This is a genomic window from Spirosoma rhododendri, assembly GCF_012849055.1.
In the GTDB taxonomy this organism is placed as follows: Bacteria; Bacteroidota; Bacteroidia; order Cytophagales; family Spirosomataceae; genus Spirosoma; species Spirosoma rhododendri.
In genome coordinates this window covers 4,984,039-5,007,289 of sequence record NZ_CP051677.1, presented here as the reverse complement: position 1 = coordinate 5,007,289, position 23,251 = coordinate 4,984,039, and the positions used below count along the sequence as shown (strand labels likewise).

The 23,251-nt window shown below is 53.2% G+C and carries 18 protein-coding genes and 3 pseudogenes; 14 read left to right on the top strand and 7 right to left on the bottom strand.

Features of this window, described 5'->3' with window-relative positions; translation table 11 throughout:
- Window positions 1–1,472 (top strand): annotated as a pseudogene (gene proS, locus HH216_RS20840) (proline--tRNA ligase).
- Between the two features lie 82 nt (window positions 1,473–1,554).
- On the opposite strand, the gene HH216_RS20835 reads toward proS, so the two are convergent.
- Entirely contained in the window at window positions 1,555–2,076 is a 522-nt protein-coding gene (locus tag HH216_RS20835) for a hypothetical protein (protein ID WP_169552559.1), read from the bottom strand.
- A gap of 47 nt (window positions 2,077–2,123) precedes the next feature.
- Window positions 2,124–2,492, bottom strand: a complete 369-nt coding sequence (locus HH216_RS20830) for a PadR family transcriptional regulator (protein WP_169552558.1) — start codon at window positions 2,490–2,492, stop codon at window positions 2,124–2,126.
- A gap of 178 nt (window positions 2,493–2,670) precedes the next feature.
- On the opposite strand from HH216_RS20830, the gene HH216_RS20825 reads away from it, so the two are divergent.
- Window positions 2,671–3,129, top strand: a complete 459-nt coding sequence (locus HH216_RS20825) for an FKBP-type peptidyl-prolyl cis-trans isomerase (protein ID WP_169552557.1) — start codon at window positions 2,671–2,673, stop codon at window positions 3,127–3,129.
- 51 nt (window positions 3,130–3,180) lie between these two features.
- On the opposite strand, the gene HH216_RS20820 is transcribed toward HH216_RS20825, so the two are convergent.
- Window positions 3,181–3,582: a hypothetical protein gene (locus HH216_RS20820; RefSeq protein WP_169552556.1), complete on the bottom strand. Its 402-nt coding sequence runs from the start codon at window positions 3,580–3,582 to the stop codon at window positions 3,181–3,183.
- Between the two features lie 130 nt (window positions 3,583–3,712).
- Between HH216_RS20820 and uvsE the strand changes: the two genes are divergently transcribed.
- The gene (uvsE, locus tag HH216_RS20815) at window positions 3,713–4,612 is read left to right on the top strand and encodes a UV DNA damage repair endonuclease UvsE (protein ID WP_169552555.1); all 900 of its coding nucleotides are present in this window, start codon (window positions 3,713–3,715) and stop codon (window positions 4,610–4,612) included.
- Between the two features lie 98 nt (window positions 4,613–4,710).
- On the opposite strand, the gene HH216_RS20810 is transcribed toward uvsE, so the two are convergent.
- On the bottom strand, window positions 4,711–5,313 hold the full coding sequence (locus HH216_RS20810) for a T9SS C-terminal target domain-containing protein (RefSeq protein WP_169552554.1): 603 nt from the start codon (window positions 5,311–5,313) through the stop codon (window positions 4,711–4,713).
- Window positions 5,314–5,800: 487 nt separating this feature from the next.
- On the opposite strand from HH216_RS20810, the gene HH216_RS20805 reads away from it, so the two are divergent.
- The 3 genes from HH216_RS20805 (at window position 5,801) to HH216_RS26265 (ending at window position 10,349) form a co-directional block, all read left to right on the top strand.
- A complete protein-coding gene (locus HH216_RS20805) occupies window positions 5,801–6,610 on the top strand; it encodes an SDR family oxidoreductase (protein ID WP_169552553.1) in 810 nt (269 codons plus the stop codon).
- Between the two features lie 105 nt (window positions 6,611–6,715).
- Window positions 6,716–9,364, top strand: a complete 2,649-nt coding sequence (locus HH216_RS20800; protein ID WP_169552552.1) for an MGH1-like glycoside hydrolase domain-containing protein — start codon at window positions 6,716–6,718, stop codon at window positions 9,362–9,364.
- 394 nt (window positions 9,365–9,758) lie between these two features.
- Window positions 9,759–10,349: a hypothetical protein gene (locus tag HH216_RS26265; protein ID WP_254448545.1), complete on the top strand. Its 591-nt coding sequence runs from the start codon at window positions 9,759–9,761 to the stop codon at window positions 10,347–10,349.
- A 128-nt stretch (window positions 10,350–10,477) separates the two neighbouring features.
- Here the strand turns inward: HH216_RS26265 and mtaB are convergent.
- Window positions 10,478–11,805: pseudogene (mtaB, locus tag HH216_RS20790) on the bottom strand (tRNA (N(6)-L-threonylcarbamoyladenosine(37)-C(2))-methylthiotransferase MtaB).
- Window positions 11,806–12,187: 382 nt separating this feature from the next.
- Between mtaB and HH216_RS20785 the strand changes: the two are divergent.
- The 5 genes and pseudogenes from HH216_RS20785 to HH216_RS20765 all read left to right on the top strand — a co-directional run bounded on the left by HH216_RS20785 (window position 12,188) and on the right by HH216_RS20765 (window position 18,387).
- Complete coding sequence (locus HH216_RS20785) at window positions 12,188–13,225, top strand: glutamine synthetase beta-grasp domain-containing protein (protein ID WP_169552549.1); 1,038 nt, start codon at window positions 12,188–12,190, stop codon at window positions 13,223–13,225.
- A gap of 134 nt (window positions 13,226–13,359) precedes the next feature.
- A pseudogene (locus tag HH216_RS20780) lies at window positions 13,360–15,548 on the top strand (glutamine synthetase III family protein).
- Window positions 15,549–15,619: 71 nt separating this feature from the next.
- On the top strand, window positions 15,620–16,180 hold the full coding sequence (locus HH216_RS20775; protein ID WP_169552547.1) for a hypothetical protein: 561 nt from the start codon (window positions 15,620–15,622) through the stop codon (window positions 16,178–16,180).
- Window positions 16,181–16,263: 83 nt separating this feature from the next.
- The gene (locus HH216_RS20770; protein ID WP_169552546.1) at window positions 16,264–17,127 is read left to right on the top strand and encodes an AAA family ATPase; all 864 of its coding nucleotides are present in this window, start codon (window positions 16,264–16,266) and stop codon (window positions 17,125–17,127) included.
- A gap of 81 nt (window positions 17,128–17,208) precedes the next feature.
- The gene (locus tag HH216_RS20765) at window positions 17,209–18,387 is read left to right on the top strand and encodes a vWA domain-containing protein (protein ID WP_169552544.1); all 1,179 of its coding nucleotides are present in this window, start codon (window positions 17,209–17,211) and stop codon (window positions 18,385–18,387) included.
- 4 nt (window positions 18,388–18,391) lie between these two features.
- Here HH216_RS20765 and HH216_RS20760 read toward each other — a convergent pair whose 3' ends face one another.
- Window positions 18,392–19,750, bottom strand: a complete 1,359-nt coding sequence (locus HH216_RS20760) for a hypothetical protein (RefSeq protein WP_169552543.1) — start codon at window positions 19,748–19,750, stop codon at window positions 18,392–18,394.
- A gap of 154 nt (window positions 19,751–19,904) precedes the next feature.
- Between HH216_RS20760 and HH216_RS20755 the strand changes: the two genes are divergently transcribed.
- The 3 genes from HH216_RS20755 (at window position 19,905) to HH216_RS20745 (ending at window position 22,279) form a co-directional block, all read left to right on the top strand.
- A complete protein-coding gene (locus tag HH216_RS20755; protein ID WP_169552541.1) occupies window positions 19,905–20,612 on the top strand; it encodes a 16S rRNA (uracil(1498)-N(3))-methyltransferase in 708 nt (235 codons plus the stop codon).
- Window positions 20,609–21,271, top strand: coding sequence for a DUF4159 domain-containing protein (locus tag HH216_RS20750; RefSeq protein WP_169552540.1), 663 nt, complete (start codon window positions 20,609–20,611; stop codon window positions 21,269–21,271). Before HH216_RS20755 ends, HH216_RS20750 begins: the two co-directional genes overlap by 4 nt.
- A gap of 201 nt (window positions 21,272–21,472) precedes the next feature.
- A complete protein-coding gene (locus tag HH216_RS20745; protein WP_169553466.1) occupies window positions 21,473–22,279 on the top strand; it encodes an acyl-CoA desaturase in 807 nt (268 codons plus the stop codon).
- Between the two features lie 325 nt (window positions 22,280–22,604).
- On the opposite strand, the gene HH216_RS20740 is transcribed toward HH216_RS20745, so the two are convergent.
- On the bottom strand, window positions 22,605–23,132 hold the full coding sequence (locus HH216_RS20740; RefSeq protein ID WP_169552538.1) for a 5' nucleotidase, NT5C type: 528 nt from the start codon (window positions 23,130–23,132) through the stop codon (window positions 22,605–22,607).
- Window positions 23,133–23,251: the final 119 nt, after the last annotated feature.

Below are 23,251 nucleotides of genomic sequence, written 5' to 3'. Positions count from 1 at the left end.
ATGGCAAAAGCAATTCCGTCGCGGAGTGAAAACTACTCCGAGTGGTACAACGAGTTAATTAAACGCGCCGATCTGGCCGAAAATTCAGCCGTTCGGGGCTGCATGGTTATCAAGCCGTATGGCTTCTCGATCTGGGAAAAAATGCAGCGCGCCCTCGACGATATGTTCAAGGAAACGGGTCACTCCAACGCGTACTTCCCGCTGTTTATCCCCAAATCGTTTCTCAGCAAAGAAGCGTCGCACGTCGAAGGCTTTGCCAAAGAGTGTGCCGTCGTTACCCACTATCGGCTCAAGAACGCCGAAGACGGCTCGGGCGTAATTGTTGACCCGGAGGCCAAACTGGAAGAAGAACTGATTGTGCGCCCGACGTCGGAAACGGTTATCTGGAGCACCTATAAAAACTGGATTCAGTCGTACCGCGACCTGCCGTTGCTTATCAACCAATGGGCCAACGTCGTGCGGTGGGAAATGCGGACGCGGATTTTCCTGCGGACCACCGAGTTTCTCTGGCAGGAGGGCCACACCGCCCACGCAACGTCGGAGGAAGCCGAAGCCGAAACCCGGCAGATGCTGGAGGTATACGCGACGTTCGCTGAAGAGTGGATGGGCGTACCGGTTGTGCGGGGGCCAAGACCCCCTCGGAACGTTTTGCGGGCGCTGTCGATACACTTTGCATTGAAGCGATGATGCAGGATGGCAAAGCGTTGCAGGCCGGAACGTCGCACTTCCTGGGGCAGAACTTCGCCAAAGCGTTCGACGTGCAGTTTCTGAACAAACAGAATCAGCTCGACCACGTCTGGGGTACCTCGTGGGGCGTATCGACCCGGCTGATGGGGGCGCTCATCATGGCTCACTCCGACGACGATGGGCTGGTGCTGCCGCCGAAACTGGCGCCAATTCAGGTCGTGATCGTACCGATCTACCGTACCGATGAGCAATTGGAAACCATCTCGGCCAAAGTAAAGCCGCTGGTGCAGGAACTGCGTAAGGCTGGTATCTCAGTCAAATACGATGATTCGGACGCCAACAAGCCCGGCTGGAAGTTTGCCGAGTATGAGCTGCGTGGTGTACCGGTCCGGCTGGCGATGGGTGCGCGCGATCTGGAAAACGGTACCGTCGAAATTGCCCGGCGTGACCTCAAAACCAAGGAAACGGTTCCGTTCGACGGTCTGACCGATCGGATCAAAGCCCTGCTCGACGATATTCAGGCGAGCATTTATAACCGCGCCAAAGACTTCCGCACGGCCAACACGTTCAAAGTCGATACGTTCGAGCAGTTTCAGGAGCAGATCGAAAAGGGCGGCTTTATTCTGGCCCACTGGGACGGCACGGCCGAAACCGAAGACGCCATCAAGGAAGCCACCAAAGCCACGATCCGCTGTATCCCGTTCGATCAGGAACCCGAAGAAGGTGTCGATGTCTTCTCCGGCAAGCCATCCAAAGGCCGGGTGCTGTTTGCCAGAGCGTACTAGCTTTGCTCGTTTAATGTTTGAGGGTCAACGTTTAAGGTTGCATGGTCGATAGCCAGAAACCTTAAATGTTGACCCTCAAACGTTAAACTGAATACTGCTGCTCCCGGATGCGGGCGAGGTACCAGCTTACGCCCGCATAAGTCATACCCGCTACGCCCAGAATCCAGGCCAGGCCCGTCAGGCTGATATATGACCACTCTTTGCGATTTATGCCGTCGAGAATAGCGACCAGCATCAGGCAGAAGCTAATGCCCATGATGATCGCGTTGCGCATAGCCAACCGATACGATTGGCGAAGGTCGTAGGCACCGTAGGCTTTGTTGCGAAACTGAAAAACGATGTCGTCGAGGCTGGCCTGCTGTAGCTGCTCGTCAGACATGGTCAGTTCGACCTGATACGTTTCGCGCAAGTGCCGGACGGCTTTGTGAGTTGCCTGTTCTGTCACCGTTTCCAGGGCGCGGTCAAAAGGCAGGCCGAGCCAGATGTACCGTTCAACTTCACAGGCGAGGTGATCGATCAGTTCATTAATCAGGGCGTCGGAGGTACCGGTTGTGAGCAGGTGTTGGCGTAGCAGCGCTACTTGTTCGTCGCTAAGTTTTTCCATGACCGTAACGAGTGTTTGTAACGAAGGTTTAGTCAAAAAGAACAGGGCTAGAGACCCGGCGACAGTTCGCCCGGCGATTGGAGCAGACTCCTGACAGAGCGGACAAAGCGTTCGAAATCAGATGTTTTCTGGATAGCCACCTGATTGCCCTGCGGGGTCAGTGAGTAATATTTTCGCATACGTCCGTCTACTTCTTCGGTGTCTGTCAGCAACAGGCCGTCCTGTTCGAGCTTGTGCAGTACCGGATACAGTGCGCCGAATGAGAGCGTGATGTCGCCGTGGGTTCGGTCGTGAACGGCCTGCGTAATTTCGTAGCCGTACATCCGGCGGGGGCCACCGGGTGCGGGGTCGGCCAGTAAGTTGAGCACAATCGTTTTGAGCGTGCCGCGTAGAAATTCCTGACCCGATGCTTCCATAAAAAACTGGTGATTTATCGACTGAAAGCAAACATATATAAGTTTCCGATATAGTCAAATTTCCGCGGCAAGAAATTGCTGATACTGAGTATATAGGACGAAAAAGCAGATAAACATCCCGCGTTTCTGAACGCTTATCTTTCTTTTGGGTTATACTGCAAAACTAGTCCTACATACTATGGCACAAGCAAAATCCGGAGACACCGTTCAGGTACACTACAAAGGCACCCTGACAGATGGAACCGTGTTCGACTCATCAGAAGGTCGTTCTCCACTTGAATTTACGGTCGGCAGCGGACAGGTCATCAAAGGGTTTGATGATGGCGTGCTGGGTATGAGCGAAGGCGATAAGAAGACGATCAATATACCTGTAGAGGACGCATACGGCCCGGCCAATGAAGAGATGATCTTTACCCTGAACCGGTCTGACATTCCCGAAGATATTCCGCTTGAAGTGGGCATGACACTCAATATGCACGAAGATGGCAACCCACGTCCGATTCCGGTAATCGTGCGTAAACTGGACGATACCAGCGTAACGCTCGACGCCAACCACCCACTGGCTGGTCAGGATCTGGTGTTTGAAGTCGAACTGGTCGGCACCAAGTCGCCGTCGGGTATTATCATGCCCAACTAACTGGGGTAATGGGCATAAAAAAAGCGGCTGGAACAGATCCAGCCGCTTTTTTTATGCGTGTTCGGAATCAAGCAGATGATTTAATTCCCTGAATGCCGACTGGATGCCTTTCCGGTTGTCGCGCGCTACATACGATGCCAGCGCTACAATCAGCGCGCCCAGCGTGAGGGCTACCGGTATATTATTGATTATCAGCAGCCGGTCGCAGATGTAGCCGATTGTTTGCTGAATACGTTCAGTGAGCTTTTCCGCCTGATCGACGGCTGGGTTGACGGCCCGGGTCTGTATGTCATGTGCCCGATTGAGCAGGCTATTCTGGTACGCGTTCAGATCAAGCTGTTGTTCATACGTAAACTCGGGCCAGTGCGCCAACTGAAGTTCGGTCAGCGTTCGGGCCATACGCAGATAGCTATCGGCGATACTGGACAACTGAGCAAGCGTGAAATCATTCATCGTAGGTAGTTAGTAACGGTATGGGCATTAATATATAAGGATTCGACCTGAGGTCGGTTGAGCAGTCACCTACTTTTGACCGAACGGTAGTCCGCAAAAACCATCCACCAATACGGATCGTTGATTACCTATGGAATCGACATCGTCAAACGTGGGGTATGCCTGCATTAATCTGAGCCTACAGGCCGAAAAGATCACGACCAACCGGGGCATGATCCGAAAGACGTTTCTGACGAAAGGCATCGGCTATGCGTCGGAACTGGCCCTGAAAAACGTAACTGATCTGCTGAAAATCATCGACTGGAATCTGGAAAACGGGTTTCGCATCTTTCGAATGTCGTCGGATATATTTCCGTGGGCATCTGAGTACAAGCTGGCCGAACTGCCCGACTTCCCCGACATTCGGGCCACGCTGGAAGATATCGGTACCCGCCCCATTCGCCTGACAGTTCACCCCGGCCCGTTCAATCATCTGGCGGGGCAGGGGAGTGTACTCGACAATACAATTAAAGATCTCGAATACCAGTCTGAACTGTTTGACCTGATGGGGCTTACACCGTCACACTGGAACAAGATTAACATCCACGTTGGTGGTACCTACGGTGATAAGGAAGCGACGCTGATCCGGTTTGCGCAGAATTTCAACCTGCTTTCGGCTGGCCTGCGCGCCCGCCTGACGGTCGAAAATGACGATCGGGTCAGCCTGTACACGGTTGAGGATCTGGTACCCCTGTCGGAGACTATCGGCACCCCCATTGTCTTTGATTACTTTCACCATTCGTTGAATCCCGGCTCGCAAACCGAAGAGGAAGCGTTTCTCACTGCTTACAATACGTGGGATGTGCGGCCAGTGTTTCACTTTTCCGATTCCCGCCAGAACCACGAAGACAGTACCGCCCGGCGCGAAGCCCATGCCGACTGGATTTATTCGCCCATTAATACCTACGGGAAAGAGGTTGATATTATGGTCGAGTCGAAAATGAAGGAATTGTCGCTGTTGCGGATGCGCGGCATAACGGTGACTGTATAGCCAATTGCGCCAACGGGCGGTCGCGTTTCGACAAAAAAGGCCCGTTCCCTAAATCGGGAACGGGCCGCTTGTTTGCTGATGGTGAGATTGATAGCCGATTAGTGGCTGATGTTAACGCGCGTCACGAACTGCTTCTGCTCAGGACCAACTACGAACGTGTACGAACCGTCTGGCAGAGCCGACAGATCGAAACGGCCAACCGGACCCGAGAACGAACCGGTGTGTACCAGCGTGTTCTGCGCATCGTAGATAGCAACATTGGCGTCATCTACGTTTTTGGCGGGCATAACCACTTCTACTTTACTGTTGTTGTAAGCCGTTACCGTCGGGTGAACCACTTGTTGCAGCTTGCTGTCTTCGACCGTCAGGGCGTTGTTGCTGATGCTCAGGCCCTGCGACATCCACCAGGCGTTGTTACCGGCTGTCAGGTAGTACTGACCGTCGGGCAGGCCTTTAAGGTCAAACGAAGTCGAGTGCTTTTTGCCGGTCATGGCACCTTTGTACAGCACGTTACCACTGGCGTCGATGATGGCTACGTCAATAGGGGCACCAGCTTGAGTATATACGCGAACTTTTTTCTGATCGGCTTTCGTGATTTTCACCCCGTCAACGACCGAACCAGTGTCGGCTTTGGCGACTCCTGCGCCTGCCACACTAAGTACTGATACCAGTACAGCAATTGATAAACGGATCTGTTTCATTGGTTTGAAAGTTTTGTTTTACCGGGACAAAGGTGTGCGGGACAGACGTGTCAACGCAATAGGGCACAGGCTGATCGTCAGGCTTTTAGTGAAAATTCATTCTTTCGTTATATTCATTATTGCCATTGTAGGGCTATTATTAAAAAAATTCAACAAGTCCCTCATAATAGCGTATGTATTGTATTTTTCTAATATGAGTACTATTTAGGACTTTGTACTTTTTCCGAAAAAACAAATAGTAGAATAATGCAATTAGTTAAAAAACACCTCTTTCGGTAACAAATGAAGAGTGCTGTAAAATGGGCCGCCGTCACTGGTCTGCGCGGTGTTATACCCTGTTAAAAGGCTGTTAATTTATGCCGTAGTAGTGGTGAACAGCCGTCAATTGTGCGGTCCGTAAGTTTGCTTTGGGGAGCATGTGCAGGGTACACCGAACAAAGTGGACCGAAAAAAGTAGCTACTACAAACATCTCCTGATTGCAAACACATGGATAAAGTACTGAATGGGCAGATCGCGCTGATTACAGGAGCGAGCAGCGGTATTGGTGCGGGCGTTGCCAAATCGCTGGCGGATGCCGGGGCAACCGTTGTTGTCAATTACCCGGTCGAGGCAACGAAGGCAGCGGCTCAGGCCGTGCTAGATGAGATTACCTCGGCGGGCGGTAAAGGTATCATCGCCCAGTGCGACGTTAGTAAGGAAGATCAGGTCGAGAAAATGTTCGCCGATATCGTCGCGCAGTTTGGTACGCTCGATATTCTGGTGAACAACGCCGGGCTGCAACGCGACGCCAAGTTCGACGAGATGACGCTTGAGCAGTGGAACACCGTCATCGACGTCAACCTGACGGGTCAGTTTTTGTGCGCCCGTTCAGCCATCCGGGAGTTTTTGCGCCGGGGGCCACGCCCGGAGGTGTCGAGCGCAACGGGTAAGATCATCTGTATGAGTTCGGTACACGAGCAAATCCCCTGGGCAGGGCACGTCAACTACGCATCGTCGAAAGGGGCTATCAAAATGCTCATGCAATCGCTGGCGCAGGAATACGGCGACCGGCACATCCGGGTCAACAGCATCTGTCCCGGTGCTATTCAGACGCCGATCAACAAAAGTGCGTGGGAAACTCCGCAGGCTCTGAACAGCCTGATGACGCTGATTCCGTACAACCGCATTGGCAAGCCCGAAGACATTGGAAATCTGGCCGTCTTTCTGGCCTCCGATCAGTCGGACTACATCACCGGAGCCAGCATCTTCATCGACGGCGGTATGACGGTGCTGGAGAGTTTTTCGGATAATGGATAAGAAGCGAGTTTAAGGTTTAGGGTTTAACGTATAAGGTCGTTGGCGTCAACCGGAGGAACCTTGAACCGTCCGGCGGCCCGGTACAAACCTTAAACCCTCATAAAGATGACTACAGAACAGAAGCGGTTAAACGATCCGGCGTGGCGGCAGTGGGGGCCCTACGTATCGGATCGGCAGTGGGGAACCGTCCGGGAAGATTACAGTGCCAACGGCGATGCGTGGGGCTATACGACCCATGATATGGCCCGCAGTTATGCGTATCGCTGGGGGGAAGATGCCATCGCGGGCTTCTGCGACGACAAACAAACGCTGTGCCTGGGCCTGTCGCTGTGGAACGGGGCCGATCCCATTCTGAAAGAGCGGTATTTTGGGTTGAGCAACAGCGAAGGCAATCACGGGGAAGACGTCAAGGAGCTGTACTACTACCTCGACAACACGCCCACGCACTCGTACCAGCGGATGCTCTACAAGTACCCGCAGGCCGCGTATCCATACCAGCAGCTGATCGACGAAAACCGCCGTCGTACCCGGCTCGATCCCGAATACGAACTGCTCGACACGGGCCTGTTCGATCAGGACCGCTACTTCGATGTGTTCGTAGAGTACGCCAAAGCCGGGCCGCAGGACGTGCTGATGGCTGTAACGGTACACAACCGGGGAACCGAACGGGCGGACCTGACGCTGTTGCCGACGCTCTGGTTTCGCAACACCTGGGATTGGGGCGACGACACCGATGGCGTCAGTAGTCAGCGACCCGGCATCAACCTGCGGCAGGACGGTTTTCTCCGGGCGACGCACGCGCAGCTAGGTTCGTATGTGCTTTACGCTGACGGCAATCCGGACTGGTTGTTCTGCGAGAATGAATCGAACCGGGCGCGGTTGTACGCTGTACACGACGGTACGCCGTACCCGAAAGACGGTATCAACGATCACCTTATTCACGGCACTGACTCGATCAATCGAGAGCAGACGGGTACGAAAGCAAGTGCACACTACAAGCTGACGGTCGAGGCTGGTGGGCAGGCCGTTGTGCGGGTCCGGCTATCGCTCACGACCGACGTACACCCAACACTCCGCGAACCGTTCACCGATTTCGACTCGATCATTGCGCAGCGGAAAACCGAGGCCGACCTGTTCTACACGGCTGTACAACCGGCCAAAGCGACCGACGATGAGAAACTCGTGCAGCGACAGGCGTTTGCGGGGATGCTCTGGAGCAAGCAGTTCTACTACTACGATGTGTCGCGCTGGCTGTCTGGCGACCCGACTCAGCCGCCCCCGCCCCCTGAGCGGTACAATGGCCGGAACCATACCTGGTTGCAGCTTATCAACGCCGGGGTTATTTCGATGCCCGACAAGTGGGAGTACCCCTGGTATGCCGCCTGGGACTGGTCGTTTCACTGCGTCACGCTGGCCCTGATCGACCCTGAACTGGCCAAGCAGCAACTGATGCTGCTAACCAACGAATGGTATATGCACCCCAACGGACAACTACCGGCTTACGAGTGGAATTTCTCCGATGTGAACCCACCCGTACAGGCGTGGGCGGCTTTGCAGGTGTTCACGCTCGATCAGCAGCAACACCCGACTGGTGCCGCCGACCACAGTTTTCTGCGCGCGATCTTCCACAAGCTGATGCTCAATTTCACCTGGTGGGTCAACCGCAAAGATGAGCTGGGCAACAACATTTTTGAAGGGGGCTTTCTGGGGCTCGACAACATCGGCGTATTCGACCGGAATGCCGTACTGCCCAATGGCAGCCATCTCGAACAGGCCGATGGCACAAGCTGGATGGCCATGTACGCACTGAATATGCTGCGGATTGCGCTCGAACTGGCCCGGCACGACGATGTGTACAGCGAAATGGCGACCAAGTTCTTCGACCATTTTCTCTACATCGCCGGGGCTATTACGCGTATCGGGCAGGATGGCGTAGGCTTATGGGACGAGCAGGATCGGTTCTTTTACGATCAGCTTCGCATGTCGGACGGCAGCGTCGAGAAAATGCAGGTTCGCACGCTGGTTGGGTTGATTCCACTGTTCGCCGTCGAAGTACTTGACGATGACATTCTGCGGCAAAATCCGACGTTTCTGGCCCGGATGGAGTGGTTTCGCAGCCATCGCCCCGACCTGTACAACCAGGTGTCGCGCTATACCGAGAAAGGAACCGACGAAACCCGGCTGTTGAGTTTACTCCGGGGTTTCCGGCTTAAATCGCTGCTACGCTGGATGCTCGATGAGCAGGAGTTTTTGAGCCCGCACGGCATTCGGGCGGTGTCGAAAGTGTACCGCGACCAGCCGTATACCTTCACGCTCGACGGTACCACGTTCCGACTTGATTACACACCCGCCGAGAGCAACAGCGATTTGTTTGGTGGTAACAGCAACTGGCGCGGGCCGGTCTGGATGCCCACCAACTACCTGATGGTACTGAGCCTCGACAAATTTCACCACTATTTCGGCAACGGCTTTACCGTCGAATACCCGATTGGCTCTGGCAAACAGATTACCCTGCACGACGCGGCCGACGAAATTGCGAATCGCCTGATCTCGCTGTTTACGGTTGATGCTAACGGACACCGGGCGGTGTTGCAGCAGTACGCCAAAAATGAGGACCCTCACTTCCGCGACTACATCCTGTTCTACGAGTATTTCGACGGTGATAATGGCCGTGGGGTAGGGGCAAGTCACCAAACCGGCTGGACGGGGCTGGTTGCTGAACTCATCCACCGCAAATACACCGGGACAGTATGACAACCGGTCTCTGAATCAAATCTGCCCGGGCGGTCATAAACTGCTTATCGTAGTGGGCTGAGGTCGTCTGTAAATCCAGCTTCCCGGAAGTGCGGCATCATTACCCATACTGGCTACGCGTTCGCAGAGACGATCCGACGCAGACTACAAGTTGAAATCCGTCCTTTCGTAAACTCCTTACAAGACGGTTAAGAAGTGATTAGAAACACTGACGGGGCAAGAACGCTGACATCAATTCGCCTACTTTTAGGTGTCCGGTGCGTTTGCGTCGGCGCGCGGTAGGTACAGCGGAAAGCCAGTCCCGGAAGCAGTAATACGGGTAAAAAGGTGATAATCAATATGTTAGCACCGCAGCCGATCGACGTTCTATTTAGTTACTGAAAACCTCAATGTAATGACAACCTTCTTTACTAAGTCGCTTTGCAGCACAGTACTTGCCATCGCCATGCTCGCTTCCTGTAGCCGTCCGGTGGCTTACTTTCAACGTGGGCCAGTTCAGCCCGCATCCCGCGTGAGCGAACAGAGCGTGGCGGTAATCAGCCCCGTTCAGCAGATTGCCGACCCGAGTCAGGCGACTGTTCAGGCAGGTACGACGATCGATCCGTCTGACGTCTACGCTAAGCAAACCAGCGAGTTACCAGCCAGTAAGTCGCTGACCAACCATGTGAGCCGTATTGAACGAATGCTGGTGCCGACCACCGGAACCCAGCGGTTAACGAAAACGGCTACGCCCCAACACCTGACGGGTATTGAGCGGCTGATGTTGCGGAAAGTAAACAAACAGATCAGCCGTCAGCTGGCACCCAATCAGCCGCAAAAGGCTATGATTAAGAAGGGGAAGCTGATCGGCAGCGTAGTTCTATTAATTGCGGGACTACTGATGCTGATTTTCGGTACGGGTACTCTTGCCTTTATTGGTCTGATTGTCAGTCTGGTTGGGGCAGTAGGCACGATCGTCAGTTTGATCGGGATTGATTCGTACTAACCGTACTACCAATAACGAACCGAGCCCGGGGTAGACCATGTACTGATCTACCCCGGGCTCGGTTCGTTATTGGTTGATTACCCGTGATTGGTACGCCCTTCTTCGGAACGGCTTCGCTGGTAAACGCATCAATGTGCCGCTACAACCTCAGCCAGTTCGCTGACGTTCATCAACCCATCGGGGTGAGGCCCGTTAGTTGCACCGGCTTCAACTCGTTGATAAGCAGCGGGTCGTAAGTCGCTACGACGCGGACGTAGTTTTCGGTAAAGCCCTGCATCTGTCCGTCGGCAATGTCTTCTTCAAACAAAACCGTTGCTGCCCGGCCCACCTGTGATTCGTAGAACGCCCGTCGTTTCTTGTCTGATAGTATGTGCAGCATCTTCGACCGTTCGGCCCGCACCGACCCCGGCACAACCAGTTTGATATCGACAGCTGCCGTGTTGGGCCGCTCGGAATAGGTGAACACGTGCAGATACGAAATCGGTAGTTCGTTCAAAAACGTGTACGTGTCCAGAAAGGCATCGTTTGTTTCGCCGGGATGCCCCACAATCACGTCGACACCGATGCAGGCGTCGGGCATCAACGACTTGATTTTGGCTACCCGGTCGGCATATAGTTCGCGTTTGTAGCGTCGACGCATCAGGCCCAGCACCTGGTTAGACCCCGATTGCAACGGTATGTGGAAGTGCGGCACAAACCGCTTCGACTGCGCCACAAACTCGATGATCTCGTCGGTGAGCAGGTTGGGCTCGATGCTCGAAATACGGAATCGGTCGATACCCTCAACCTCGTCCAGCGCCCGGACCAAGTCCAGAAACGTAGCCTGCCGCTGGCCGTCGATCAAGCCGAAATCACCGATGTTGACGCCCGTCAGCACGATTTCCTTGACGTTACGATCGGCAATTTCTCGCGCCATCTGCACAACGTTTGCTACCGTATCAGAGCGGCTTTTGCCCCGTGCCAGCGGTATCGTACAGTAGGCGCAGGGGTAGTCACAGCCGTCCTGTACTTTCAGGAATGTGCGTGTCCGGTCGTTGAGCGAGTAACTAGCGTGGTAGTCGATGGCGTGTTCGATGGGCGAGTTGAACACCTGCGCGGGCTGTCCGCTCGGTACCTTCGTAAAGGTCGGCATCAGCTCATGCAGCCGGAATTTCTCCGACGCCCCCAGCACCGCATCGACGCCCGGAATCTCCGAAATTTCCTGCGGTTTCAACTGTGCGTAGCAGCCCAGAATAGCTACGTATCCATCTGGATTAATTTTCTGCGCTTCCCTGACAATCTTCCGGCATTTTTTGTCGGCATTGTCGGTAACGGAGCAGGTGTTGATGATGAAGACGTCGGGCCGCTGATTGAACTCTACCCGCTCGAAACCCTGCTGTTCCATGAGTCGGGCCAGCGTTGAGGTTTCGGAGAAGTTGAGTTTGCAGCCGAGTGTATAGAAAGCTACTTTTTTCACGATCGATGGTACTGTCTGGCAAAAGTACAAAAAATAGCGGTGACGGGTTCCGCCGGTGAGGTAGGGTACCCGAGCGGTTTGGTAGTCAGCCCGGTAGGGGACAGTATGGCCGACAGCAACGATTTAACGCTCCGAAAAAGAGCGCAGAGAGTCTTTGTAGCGGCAAATTGCTGAAAAACAGGCTGAGTAGAAATACTAGCTGCTGTCGAGTTAAAATACGGTAAATTAAGGTATATTACGAATTAAAATTATAATTTTTCCGTAAAATCAGTAGTAAATAGGGCAATTGGTCAAAACCACCTTTATTAATTCTGTTATTGCCGCTTATATTTGTCGGACATTCTATTGTGTAGCCCAATTAAAAAATAATCCACCTGTACTCATGGCAAAGTCGAAGCTGGAATACATTTGGCTTGATGGTTATAAGCCCACTCAAAGCCTCCGTTCGAAGACGAAAATTGAAGACGATTTCTCCGGTGATCTGGACGATTGCCCTATGTGGTCGTTTGACGGTTCATCGACCGAACAGGCACCGGGTGGCTCGTCAGACTGTCTGCTGAAGCCTGTTTTCATCTGCCCCGATCCCCAGCGTAAAAACGGTTTCCTCGTTATGTGCGAAGTGCTGAACGCTGACGGTACGGCGCACGAATCGAACGGCCGGGCAACAATTCAGGACGACGATAACGATTTCTGGTTTGGTTTCGAACAGGAGTACTTCCTGTGGGATATGGCTATCAACAAGCCACTGGGCTTCCCGGCTGAAGGCTTCCCAACGCGCGGTCAGGGACCATACTACTGCTCGGTTGGTGCGCAGAACGCCTATGGCCGTTACATTGTAGAAGAGCACCTCGACGCTTGCCTGGAAGCAGGTCTGAACGTAGAAGGTATCAACGCCGAAGTAGCTACGGGTCAGTGGGAGTTCCAGATTTTCGCTAAAGGCGCACAGTCGGCCGGCGACCAAATCTGGGTAGCCCGCTATCTGCTGGAGCGCATCGGTGAGAAATATAACGTATCGATCAACTGGCATTGCAAGCCCCTGGGCGACACCGACTGGAACGGCTCGGGTATGCACGCTAACTTCTCGAATACAGCTCTGCGTACCGCAGGCAACAAGGCCACGTACGACACGATCTGCGCATCGTTCGGTCGCACGCCGGAAGTTATCAAAGAATGTATCGACGTGTACGGTGCCGACAATGAGATGCGTCTGACGGGTAAGCACGAAACCCAGTCGATCACGCAGTTCTCGTATGGTGTTTCTGACCGCGGTGCTTCGATCCGTATTCCTATCGCTACGGTAGAACGCGGCTGGAAAGGCTGGCTGGAAGATCGCCGTCCGAACTCGGCTGCTGATCCATACAAAGTAGCGGCTGTTATCATCAAGACCGTTAAGTCGGCCGAGGTGATGCAGGAAGCTTAGTCGAACCGGCTATCATAGAGAAGCCCGGCCCCGCAAGGAGCCGGGCTTTTTTCGTTGTGCCGTTGGAAAAGCGGTGGCCGGTCGCGTAAGTTTGAGCACATATTGTTCCGATACCCACCCCGCACACGTATACCATGTCTAACTTTCGTTTTAAGGCGCTTGAAATTGCACAGAGCCGCCAGGCTGTTACCGTAACGCCACCCTCTGAGCGGGTTGGCGATTTTTTTGGTACCAATACGTTCAACAGTGAAGTAATGCGCGGACTGCTGTCGCCCGAAGCGTATTTAAAGGTTACCGAAGCCATCTACACCAATGGCCCCATCGATCGCACGATTGCCGATGAAGTAGCCGGGGCCATGAAATCGTGGGCCGTGTCGAAAGGAGCAACGCACTATACGCACTGGTTTCAGCCGCTGACGGGTGAAACCGCCGAAAAGCACGATGCGTTCTTCGACATCTCGGCCGACGGCAAGGCGATGGAAAAATTCAAGGGTAGCGCGCTGGTGCAGCAGGAGCCCGATGCATCGTCGTTTCCGAATGGGGGGTTGCGCAACACGTTTGAAGCGCGCGGCTACACCGGCTGGGACCCTAGTTCGCCCGCTTTTCTGATGGACAACGGCGCGGGTGGTAAAACGCTCTGCATTCCGTCGGTCTTCATCAGCTATACCGGAGAAGCGCTCGATTATAAAACACCGCTGCTCAAATCGCTTAATGCCCTCGACCGGGCCGCGACGGCTGTTTGCCAGTACTTCGACCGCAGCATCACAAAGGTGACGCCGACGCTGGGGCCGGAGCAGGAATATTTCGTCGTCGACCGGGCGCTGTTCTACGCCCGCCCCGATCTGGTACTGACAGGTCGCACCGTATTCGGGCACCAACCCGCACGTGGCCAACAGCTGGACGACCATTACTTCGGCTCTATTCCGCCCCGCATCAACGCGTTCATGGTCGATTTTGAGTTTGAATCGATGAAGCTGGGCATGCCCGTCCGGACGCGGCACAACGAAGTAGCACCGGGGCAGTTTGAGGTAGCGCCGACGTTTGAAGAAGTAAACCTGGCCGTCGACCATAATGCGCTGCTGATGGACCTGATGGAAAAGGTAGCCGAGAAGCACAACCTGAAAGTGCTGTTTCACGAAAAGCCGTTTGCCGGTATCAACGGTAGTGGGAAGCACAACAACTGGTCGATGGGTACCAACACGGGCGTTAACCTGCTGGCCCCAACGAGCAAACCCAAAGAGATTCTGCGCTTCCTGACGTTTCTGGTCAACGTAATCAAAGCCGTGCATGACAACGCCGATCTGTTGCGGGCTACGATCGCGTCGGCGGGGAACGAATACCGGCTGGGGCCAACGAAGCGCCACCGGCTATTGTGTCGATTTTCCTAGGCGAAACGCTGACCAAGACGCTGGAAGACCTCGAAATCAAAAACGAAATCTCGATCAGCAAAGGCGACAACGTGTACTACAAGCTGGGCCTGAACCGGATTCCGAACCTGCTGCGCGACAATACCGATCGCAACCGTACATCGCCTTTCGCGTTTACGGGTAACAAGTTTGAGTTTCGGGCGGTGGGTAGTTCGGCCAATTCGGCTTCCACGATGACGGTGTTGAACGGTATCGTGGCCGATCAGCTCAGCAAGTTCAAAGGTGATCTGGATGCGCGAATTGGGCGGGGCGAAAAAAAGGAACTCGCCATCGTCGACATCCTGAAAGCCTACTACTCCGACAGCAAGCGGATTCTTTTCGAAGGAAATGGCTACTCCGACGAATGGGTGGCGGAAGCCGAAGCGCGCGGCCTGAGCAACGTTGCGTCAACGCCTGACGCGCTGAAGGTGTACGTGAAACCCGAGTCGACAGCCTTGTTTGAGCGGACCGGCATCATGAACCACGCCGAGGTGGAGTCGCGCTACGAGATTGAACTGGAGAAATACATCAAAAACGTACAGATCGAGTCGCGGGTGATGGGTGATCTGGCCATGAATCACGTGGTATCGACGGCGTTGAAATACCAACACAAACTCGCGGAAACGGCCCGGAACCTGATTGAACTGAGTATGACGGCCGAAGCCGAGCCGATTAAGGATATTCTACGCGAAATTTCGGCCCGGGTAATCGCCATCAAAAAGCAAACGGAGTCGATGATCGACGCCCGCAAACGCGCCAACAACGTGGTCGACACTACCGAACGGGCCCGGCTGTACGCGACCGAAGTAAAAGATCATTTCGATACGATTCGCTACGAAGTCGACAAGCTGGAACAGATTGTCGATGATGAAGACTGGCCGCTGGTAAAATACCGGGAACTGTTGTTTGTGAAGTAAGTAAACCGGGCAGGATGCCGGAATTGTGAGTCGAGTGTAAACAAAACGGGGCTTCCCTGTATTTTTAAACCATGGCAAATTATAAAAACGAGGGATTTGATCCCGAAGAAGTTAACGCACTCAAAGAAGAGTGTCAGGCGGCAGGCAAGTCGTTTATCTACGTGGAAGACGACGACCTTGAGGTGCTGGAGTCAGGTGAGTGCGTGCACATTCAGTTTCCGGGTCAGTACCAGGGTCAGGAAGTGATCTATGACGCGCTGATGTATACGCTGCGGTTGCATCACAGCAGCCTCGTTTATGAAATGGCGGTTGAGGAAGTACAGAAAACGTACCCTGATTACATTCCGCCCGAAGAGCGCGAAGCTGGCTACAAAATCGCACCCGACCGCGAAGAGGAAGCCGAAACGGCGCTGACCGAAATCATCGGTGAGATCGAAGACACAGAAACCGTTAAAGTGCAGGAGCACATTGAAACGGATACCGATTCAGATTACGGCATCGCACTGGATGTGTGCCTGAACGCGGAAGATATTACGGATGAAGTTATCGAAAACTTTATTCGCCAGTTCAAAGCTAACTCGCTGTCGCTCGATACCACACTTTACTCGTTTACGAGTGAAGATGATGAATAAAGTGTATGAATACTGGTTTTTGCTTTATAGTTTGTAGTTTTCGGCGACAACTCCAGAACTACAAACTATAAGCGTTAACCACTATGCCATCGTTTACGGGTACCAATACATACGTAGCAACACATGAGTTAAGTATTGCCGTCAACGCAGCGATTGAGTTACAAAAGCCGCTCTTAATCAAGGGAGAACCAGGCACCGGTAAGACGTTGCTGGCCTTTGAAATCGCGCAGGCTCTTGGTAAAACGCTTTATACCTGGCACGTCAAATCAACAACAACGGCGCAGCAGGGGCTCTATGAATACGATGCTGTCTCGCGCCTGCGCGACTCCCAGCTGGCCACTGGCGGTAGCGAAGAAGCTAATCGGGTTACTGACCTCGCCAACTACATCCGGAAAGGAAAAATCTGGGACGCTTTTGAGGCCGATCAACAGGTTGTGCTGCTGATCGACGAAATTGACAAGGCTGATATCGAGTTTCCCAACGATCTGCTTCAGGAACTCGACCGGATGGAATTTTACTGCTACGAATTGCAGCGAACGATTTCGGCCCGACACCGGCCCATCGTAATAATCACGTCGAACAACGAAAAAGAACTGCCCGACGCCTTTCTGCGCCGTTGTTTCTTTCACTTCATCCGCTTTCCCGACCGGGCCACGATGCACCGCATTGTAGCGGTACACTACCCCAAGCTTTCGCACGAGCTGATGCTGCGGTCGGTATCAGTGTTTTACAGTATTCGTGACATCAAAGCGCTCCGCAAAAAACCATCGACCAGTGAACTGATCGACTGGATACGGTTGCTACTGGCGTCCGGCGTTACGGAAGAAGATCTGGTCGATTTAGACGCGCTCAATGAAATGCCTCCGTATATGGGAGCGTTACTAAAAAACGAACAGGATACCAATTTGATGCTTGCGCTAAAACATAAGGGTAATCGGCCTTATTGATTGGCATTCTGGCAAGTGTTTTGTGGTTTTTTCGCAGGTCGTTTGCTGTACTGAGCGACTGCCCGATAACCCAGACGAGCCATGTTTCTAGATTTTTTTCTGCTATTGCGGCAGCATGCCATTCCGGTCACCGTACCGGAATACCTGACGTTGCTGGCTGCGTTACGGAGCGACGTCGGCGGTAGTAGTATCGACGGATTCTATGCGCTTAGTAAAACGATACTGGTCAAACATGAGCAGCAACTTGACCTGTTCGACCGGCTGTTCGAGCAGTACATAAATCAGCGGGATGCCGGGTTATCGGCCCCCGTGCCCGTTGCTCCCCCCGACTGGTTTACGCAGCTTTTCGACAGGTCGGCCAACCCGGACGATCTGGCGGCTGTCGATGCAGCTGGCGGGTCGGAGGCACTCTGGACCCTGCTACGCGATCAGCTGGAGCGCCCGCCTGTCGAACGGCTGAACGGTGCGGGCGATAACGACGGCGACTTAAAGTCGGGGCAAGGCGATAAGCCCGACGAACAGGGGGCATCCAACAAGCAGGAGGGGGCGTTGAAGGTTTGGGAAAACCGCGACTACCGCAACCTGGACGATGGCCTGGAACTGAACACGCGCAACCTGAAAATGGCCCTGCGCCAATTGCGCATCCTGACCCGTGAAGGTGCCAAATCTGAACTCGACATCAACAGCACCATCAGCCAGACAAGTCGCAACGCGGGCATGCTCGATATTCGGATGCAGCCCGTGCGGCAGAACCGCGTGAAAGTGTTACTGCTGCTCGACGTAGGCGGATCAATGGACGATCATATCGAATTGTGCTCTCACCTGTTTTCGGCGGCCCGCTACCAGTTTCAGCAGCTGGAGTTTTTTTACTTCCACAACTGTGTCTACGAAACGCTCTGGCGGGACAACACCCGTCGGCGCGAGCGCGTACCGACCTATGAAGTGCTGCACAAATACAACCGCGATTACAAAGTGATCTTCGTAGGCGACGCCAGCATGTCGCCCTACGAACTGACGTCGCCGAAGGGTAGCGTCGAACATTACAACGAAGAAGCCGGGCTGGTGTGGCTCGAACGATTTCGGCAGCAGTACCCCAGTCTGGTGTGGCTGAACCCGGCCACGGCTGGTCACTGGCGGTATTCGCAGAGTATTCAACTCATTCGCGACTGGTCGGGCAACCGGATGTTTCCGCTGACGCTCAATGGGCTCGAACAGGCCATGAAAAGCCTGAAAAACCCGAAAGTGGTGTTTGACGAATAACGGATTAATTCTCCGGTACGTACCAGAACGGGATGGTGATGATGGGCGTTTCTGCGGTCGCAGAATCGGGTTGTATACCGATCTTCAGCAGGTTTTTGCCTGTTTTGAGGTTCGTTGGTATCAACACCGTTTGCCAGCCCTGTTGCTGCTTCGTTCCTATCTGAGCAAACAGCAGGTCGGGTTTTTGGTACAACGAGTCGTTGAGGTCAATCCGCACAAATCGGCTGATCTGGTTGATACTCCACTCGGTTTGCAGGCGTCTTCGCTCGTCACGGGGCAGCGCGTCGTCCCACTCAGGCTTCGGTGACAGCCGGGTCAGCAGGGTGTCCAACGCCTTCGGATACGCAACGTACAGCCGGATAAACGGCTCGCGAATCACGTCCGACTGAATGGATGCCGCGTCGATATACGCGTCCTCGGCTCGTTGATCGTTGTAATCATTCGCGTTTACGGCATGACCAACAACGTGGTTTGGAAACAGATGGCGCAGGTTGGGTGAAATAGCATGCCCGTAAATACGGTCTGCATTGGCAATCAGCTCGACAGTTAGTAGCAGCATGAAGCCTACAAACATGACAAGGGTCATCTGTCCCAATCTTTTCTTCGGCAGATTAGTCCGGAACGTATTCAGAATGAACGCAGAGGGTTTGGATGTCCCCAGCGAAATAAGCTTTGGCAGCGAATTCAGCCGGTCGTGCATCGCATCGACGCGTGGATTCGCTCTGATCTTCGGTAAGCTCGATACAATAGCAGTAACCACGAATAGGCCCGCCAGTGCAAAGAGTACAACCCGGACGACTGGCCAGTACGCATCTGGAATTATAGGTCGCAGCCCAAAATAAAACAGGAAAAGCAGCATGTAAATAAGCGCGATCCCCAGCATGAAGGAGACAAAAAGAAAAGAGACGGCGAAGACGATATTACAGCGCTGATCCAGGCGTAGAATGTAAGCATTGAGCGGCCCCAGCTCAGCCGCCATCCGATCCTTTGCGCTTTTGGTACTGAACGGAAGCTGATCGTACTGAATGCCGCCGGGGTATACCGCCAGCAAACCAACCAGACTCACCCAGAAAGCGCGCATGACGAAGTTGGTCAGAAACGCCAGAAACAGCACATAACACATGCCTTTCATCAGGCTGTAGGCCAGACCCGGCAGGATGACCGCAACACCTGCGGTTTGGGTCATCAGGTTGTACCGTATGTAATCGAGTCCTTCATCCATCAGGTCAGGCAATTGAAGGACCGTAAACATAGCGGCCCCCGAAATTACCAGTTCGAGGTTCCAGCTCTGGGCGGTTAGCTCCCGTAATTTTTGTTCGTGTTCGTCAGAAAGTGGTGTAACGGATAGAGGTTGTTGAGACATAAATTGGAGGAAGGGAACGAGCGGGAGGTATGGCGACGTGATTCGGTCAACTGGCTATTCTCCGGCAGAATACGGTGGGTAATTGTTGGTTACAGACCGTAGCCGGGCGGTTGAAGTTGCTGGTGTGAACCGAAACGCTCACTTTTGCGAACCTATGCATTTATTTTATCAACCCCGCGTAGACCCGGCAGCGTCTGTTCTTTTTTTGCCCGAGGATGAATCGCGCCATGCCGCCAAGACGCTTCGCCTGAACAATGGCGACCCCATAACTGTCACCGATGGGCAAGGAAACGCCTATTCTGCCGTTATTACTGCGACTGATCCGCGTCGGTGTGCGTTCCGGGTTTTGTCTGTCGAGTCTGCAATGCCCCGCCCGTTTTCGGTGCGGGTTTGTGTAGCGCCGACCAAAAGTCCGGATCGCATCGAATGGTTCGTGGAAAAGGCAGTGGAGGTCGGCATCGAGCGGATCAGTTTCTTTTTTGGGCAGCACTCCGAACGTCGTCATCTCAAACTCGACCGGCTTGAGAAGATTGCCGTAGCCGCCATGAAGCAGTCGTTACAAACCTACCTGCCGCAACTCGACGAACCCGTCTCGTTTGGCGAACTGCTGAAAACTGTAGGGGAGGCCCAGCGGTTTATCGCCCATCTGCCCGACAATGAACCACCGGTTGGTCTGGCCAAAACCGCTACACCGGGCGGGCAGTATGCCGTGCTGATCGGCCCAGAAGGTGATTTTTCAACGAACGAAATTCAGCAGGCACTGAACGCCGGTTTTCGGATGGCAACGCTGGGCAACACCCGGCTCCGCACCGAAACTGCCGCGTTGACCGCCTGCCAGTACCTCAACTTTCTGAATCAATGAAACGGATTCTGTTAACCCTGCTCGGACTGACTGCCGCACTGAACCTGTCGATGGGGCAGCAGTATGCTTATAAAATTGCCAAGCTGAAGTACAACGGCGGGGGCGACTGGTACGCCAACAAAACCTCGCTGCCGAACCTGATCAAGTTTGCCAATGCCAACCTGCGGATGAATATTTTTCCGGAGGAAGACATTGTCGAACCCGGCAGCCCCGACCTGTTCAGCTATCCGTTTGTGCACATGACGGGCCACGGCAACGTTAATTTCAGCGATGCCGACGTGCGAAACATGCGCCGGTATCTGCTGTCGGGTGGGTTTCTGCATGTCGACGATAATTACGGGATGGACAAATTCATCCGGCGGGAGATGAAGAAAGTATTTCCTGAACTGAACTTCGTCGAGCTGCCGTTCAACCACCCCGTTTATCAGCAGCGGTTCAAGTTTGCGAATGGGTTGCCCAAAGTACATGAGCACGATGGCAAAGCTCCACAGGGGTTTGGTCTGATTTATCAGGGGCGGCTGGTCTGCTTTTACAGCTACGAATGTGATTTGGGGAACGGCTGGGAAGATCAGAGCGTTTATAATGATCCAGAGCCGGTACGTCAGCAGGCCCTTCGCATGGGAGCTAACCTGCTACAATACGCCACGACGGTCGATTAAGCCGTCCGCAAAACAACGACGTAAGCGCCTGGATTAGCTGATTGATGGCAAACCCAGCAATGACCTGTGTTTTGTTTTTCGCTGATTAATAACATCAGTATTATTTTTAGGAACAAGTCTAAATAGCCTAAAATTACGTTAGTTTTGTAGGAGTATTCATAGTTGCTCCGTGCTTAGCCACTATAACCAATTGTTCTCGTGATTTACGTTTTAATCGCCTTTGTTGCTCACTGGTATCTGTCGTTGTTCTGCCAGACATTCTTCCTGCACCGCTACTCGGCGCACAAGATGTTTTCGATGAGCAAATTCTGGGAACGCTTCTTTTACGCCCTGACGTACGTATCGCAGGGATCGTCGTACCTAAGCCCTCGGGCGTACGCCGTGTTGCACCGGATGCACCACGCCTTCAGCGATACCGAGCGTGATCCACACTCGCCCCACCACACGAAAAACATCTTCACGATGATGTGGAAGACGAAAGATATTTACAACGCGGTACTGCACCGCCGGCAGCCCGTCGAGCGGCAGTTCGATCGTAACTACCCCGAATGGTCGTTCATCGAAAAGGTGGGTGATTCGTGGTTTTCGCGCGCTGGCTGGTTGGTTGTCTATAGTCTGTTCTACGTTTTTGCGTTTATTTATCTGGACATGCACTGGGCGTTTTTCTTCCTGTTGCCGGTTCACTTCGTGATGGGACCTGTTCACGGCGCAATTATCAACTGGAGCGGTCACAAATACGGCTACTCGAACTTCGACAATCAGGATCAGTCGAAAAACTCGCTGATTCTGGACGTGGTGATGATGGGTGAGCTGTTCCAGAACAACCACCACAAGCGCCCCAACGCGGCCAACTTCGGCGCGAAGTGGTTCGAATTCGATCCAACCTATCCGGTTATCACGCTGTTGCACAAGCTGCACATCGTCCGGCTACGTCCGTCGGCTGAAGCCAAGAAAGCCCAACAGGAAGTCGGTCATGATCGCCGGGTAGATGAGAAAGTCGAAGCGTAACCGCTGATTATATTCTTCAAAAAGGGGTGCCTGATACAATCAGGCACCCCTTTTTCTTGAACCGTGATTTTTTTGATTAGTTGATTTCGCTGATTGCACGAAGAAAATCATAGTCTGTCTGTGTAATCAGACTGTTCTGAACTGTGATTTATGTGATTAGTTGATTTCTCTGATTACAAAAGAAAAATCACAGTCTGTCAGCGTAATCAGAAGAATCACGGTTCAAGATTGTCTGAACTGTGATTCGACTGATTGTTTGATTGCCCTGATTCAAAAAGAAAATCATAGTCTATCAGCGTAATCACACGAATCATAGTTCGAAAAATCACAACAGCACCTTTGCTATATCCTGCCACGATTTTACGCGTTTGAACTCGTTGTCGTCGCGGTTGTGGAGCGCGTCGAAGAGCAGGCCGTCGCCCTGAAACGTGCGGAGGTTGCGGGGGAGGTCGTCAATCAGGTAATCGGTGTTCAGAACGCTCTTGTCGCCTAAGAACACGTAGTTGCGCCATGAAATAGCGGGGAAATGTTCCTGGAGCCAGTCCCACTTCTCGCGGAGTGAGTTCGGGAATTCTTGGGCAGCTGTCGCGATAAAGATGTCGTATTTCGTCATTAGGTCGGCGATGACGTCCTGTGCGCCTTCCATCACGGGAATATCACGGAAGAACCCGACTTCGTAAACCCGGTTGGAGATAGCTGCGTACTCGTTCTCGTCGAATAGTTCGTGAAACGATTTTTCTTTCAGTTCGTCCAGCGTGTAGCGGGGTGTTTCGCCTTCCAGATACAGACGAATAAACTTGGCGTGCGTATCCGCCATTACGTCGTCCATATCAATGGCAATGCGTTGTTTCATATTGTAACGTATGCTTTTGTAATGAGTAGTGATTAGTCTTGAACTGTGATTCTTCTGATTACGCTGATGGACTGTGATTCTTCTTTTTAAAATCAGCGAAATCAACTAATCAAATAATC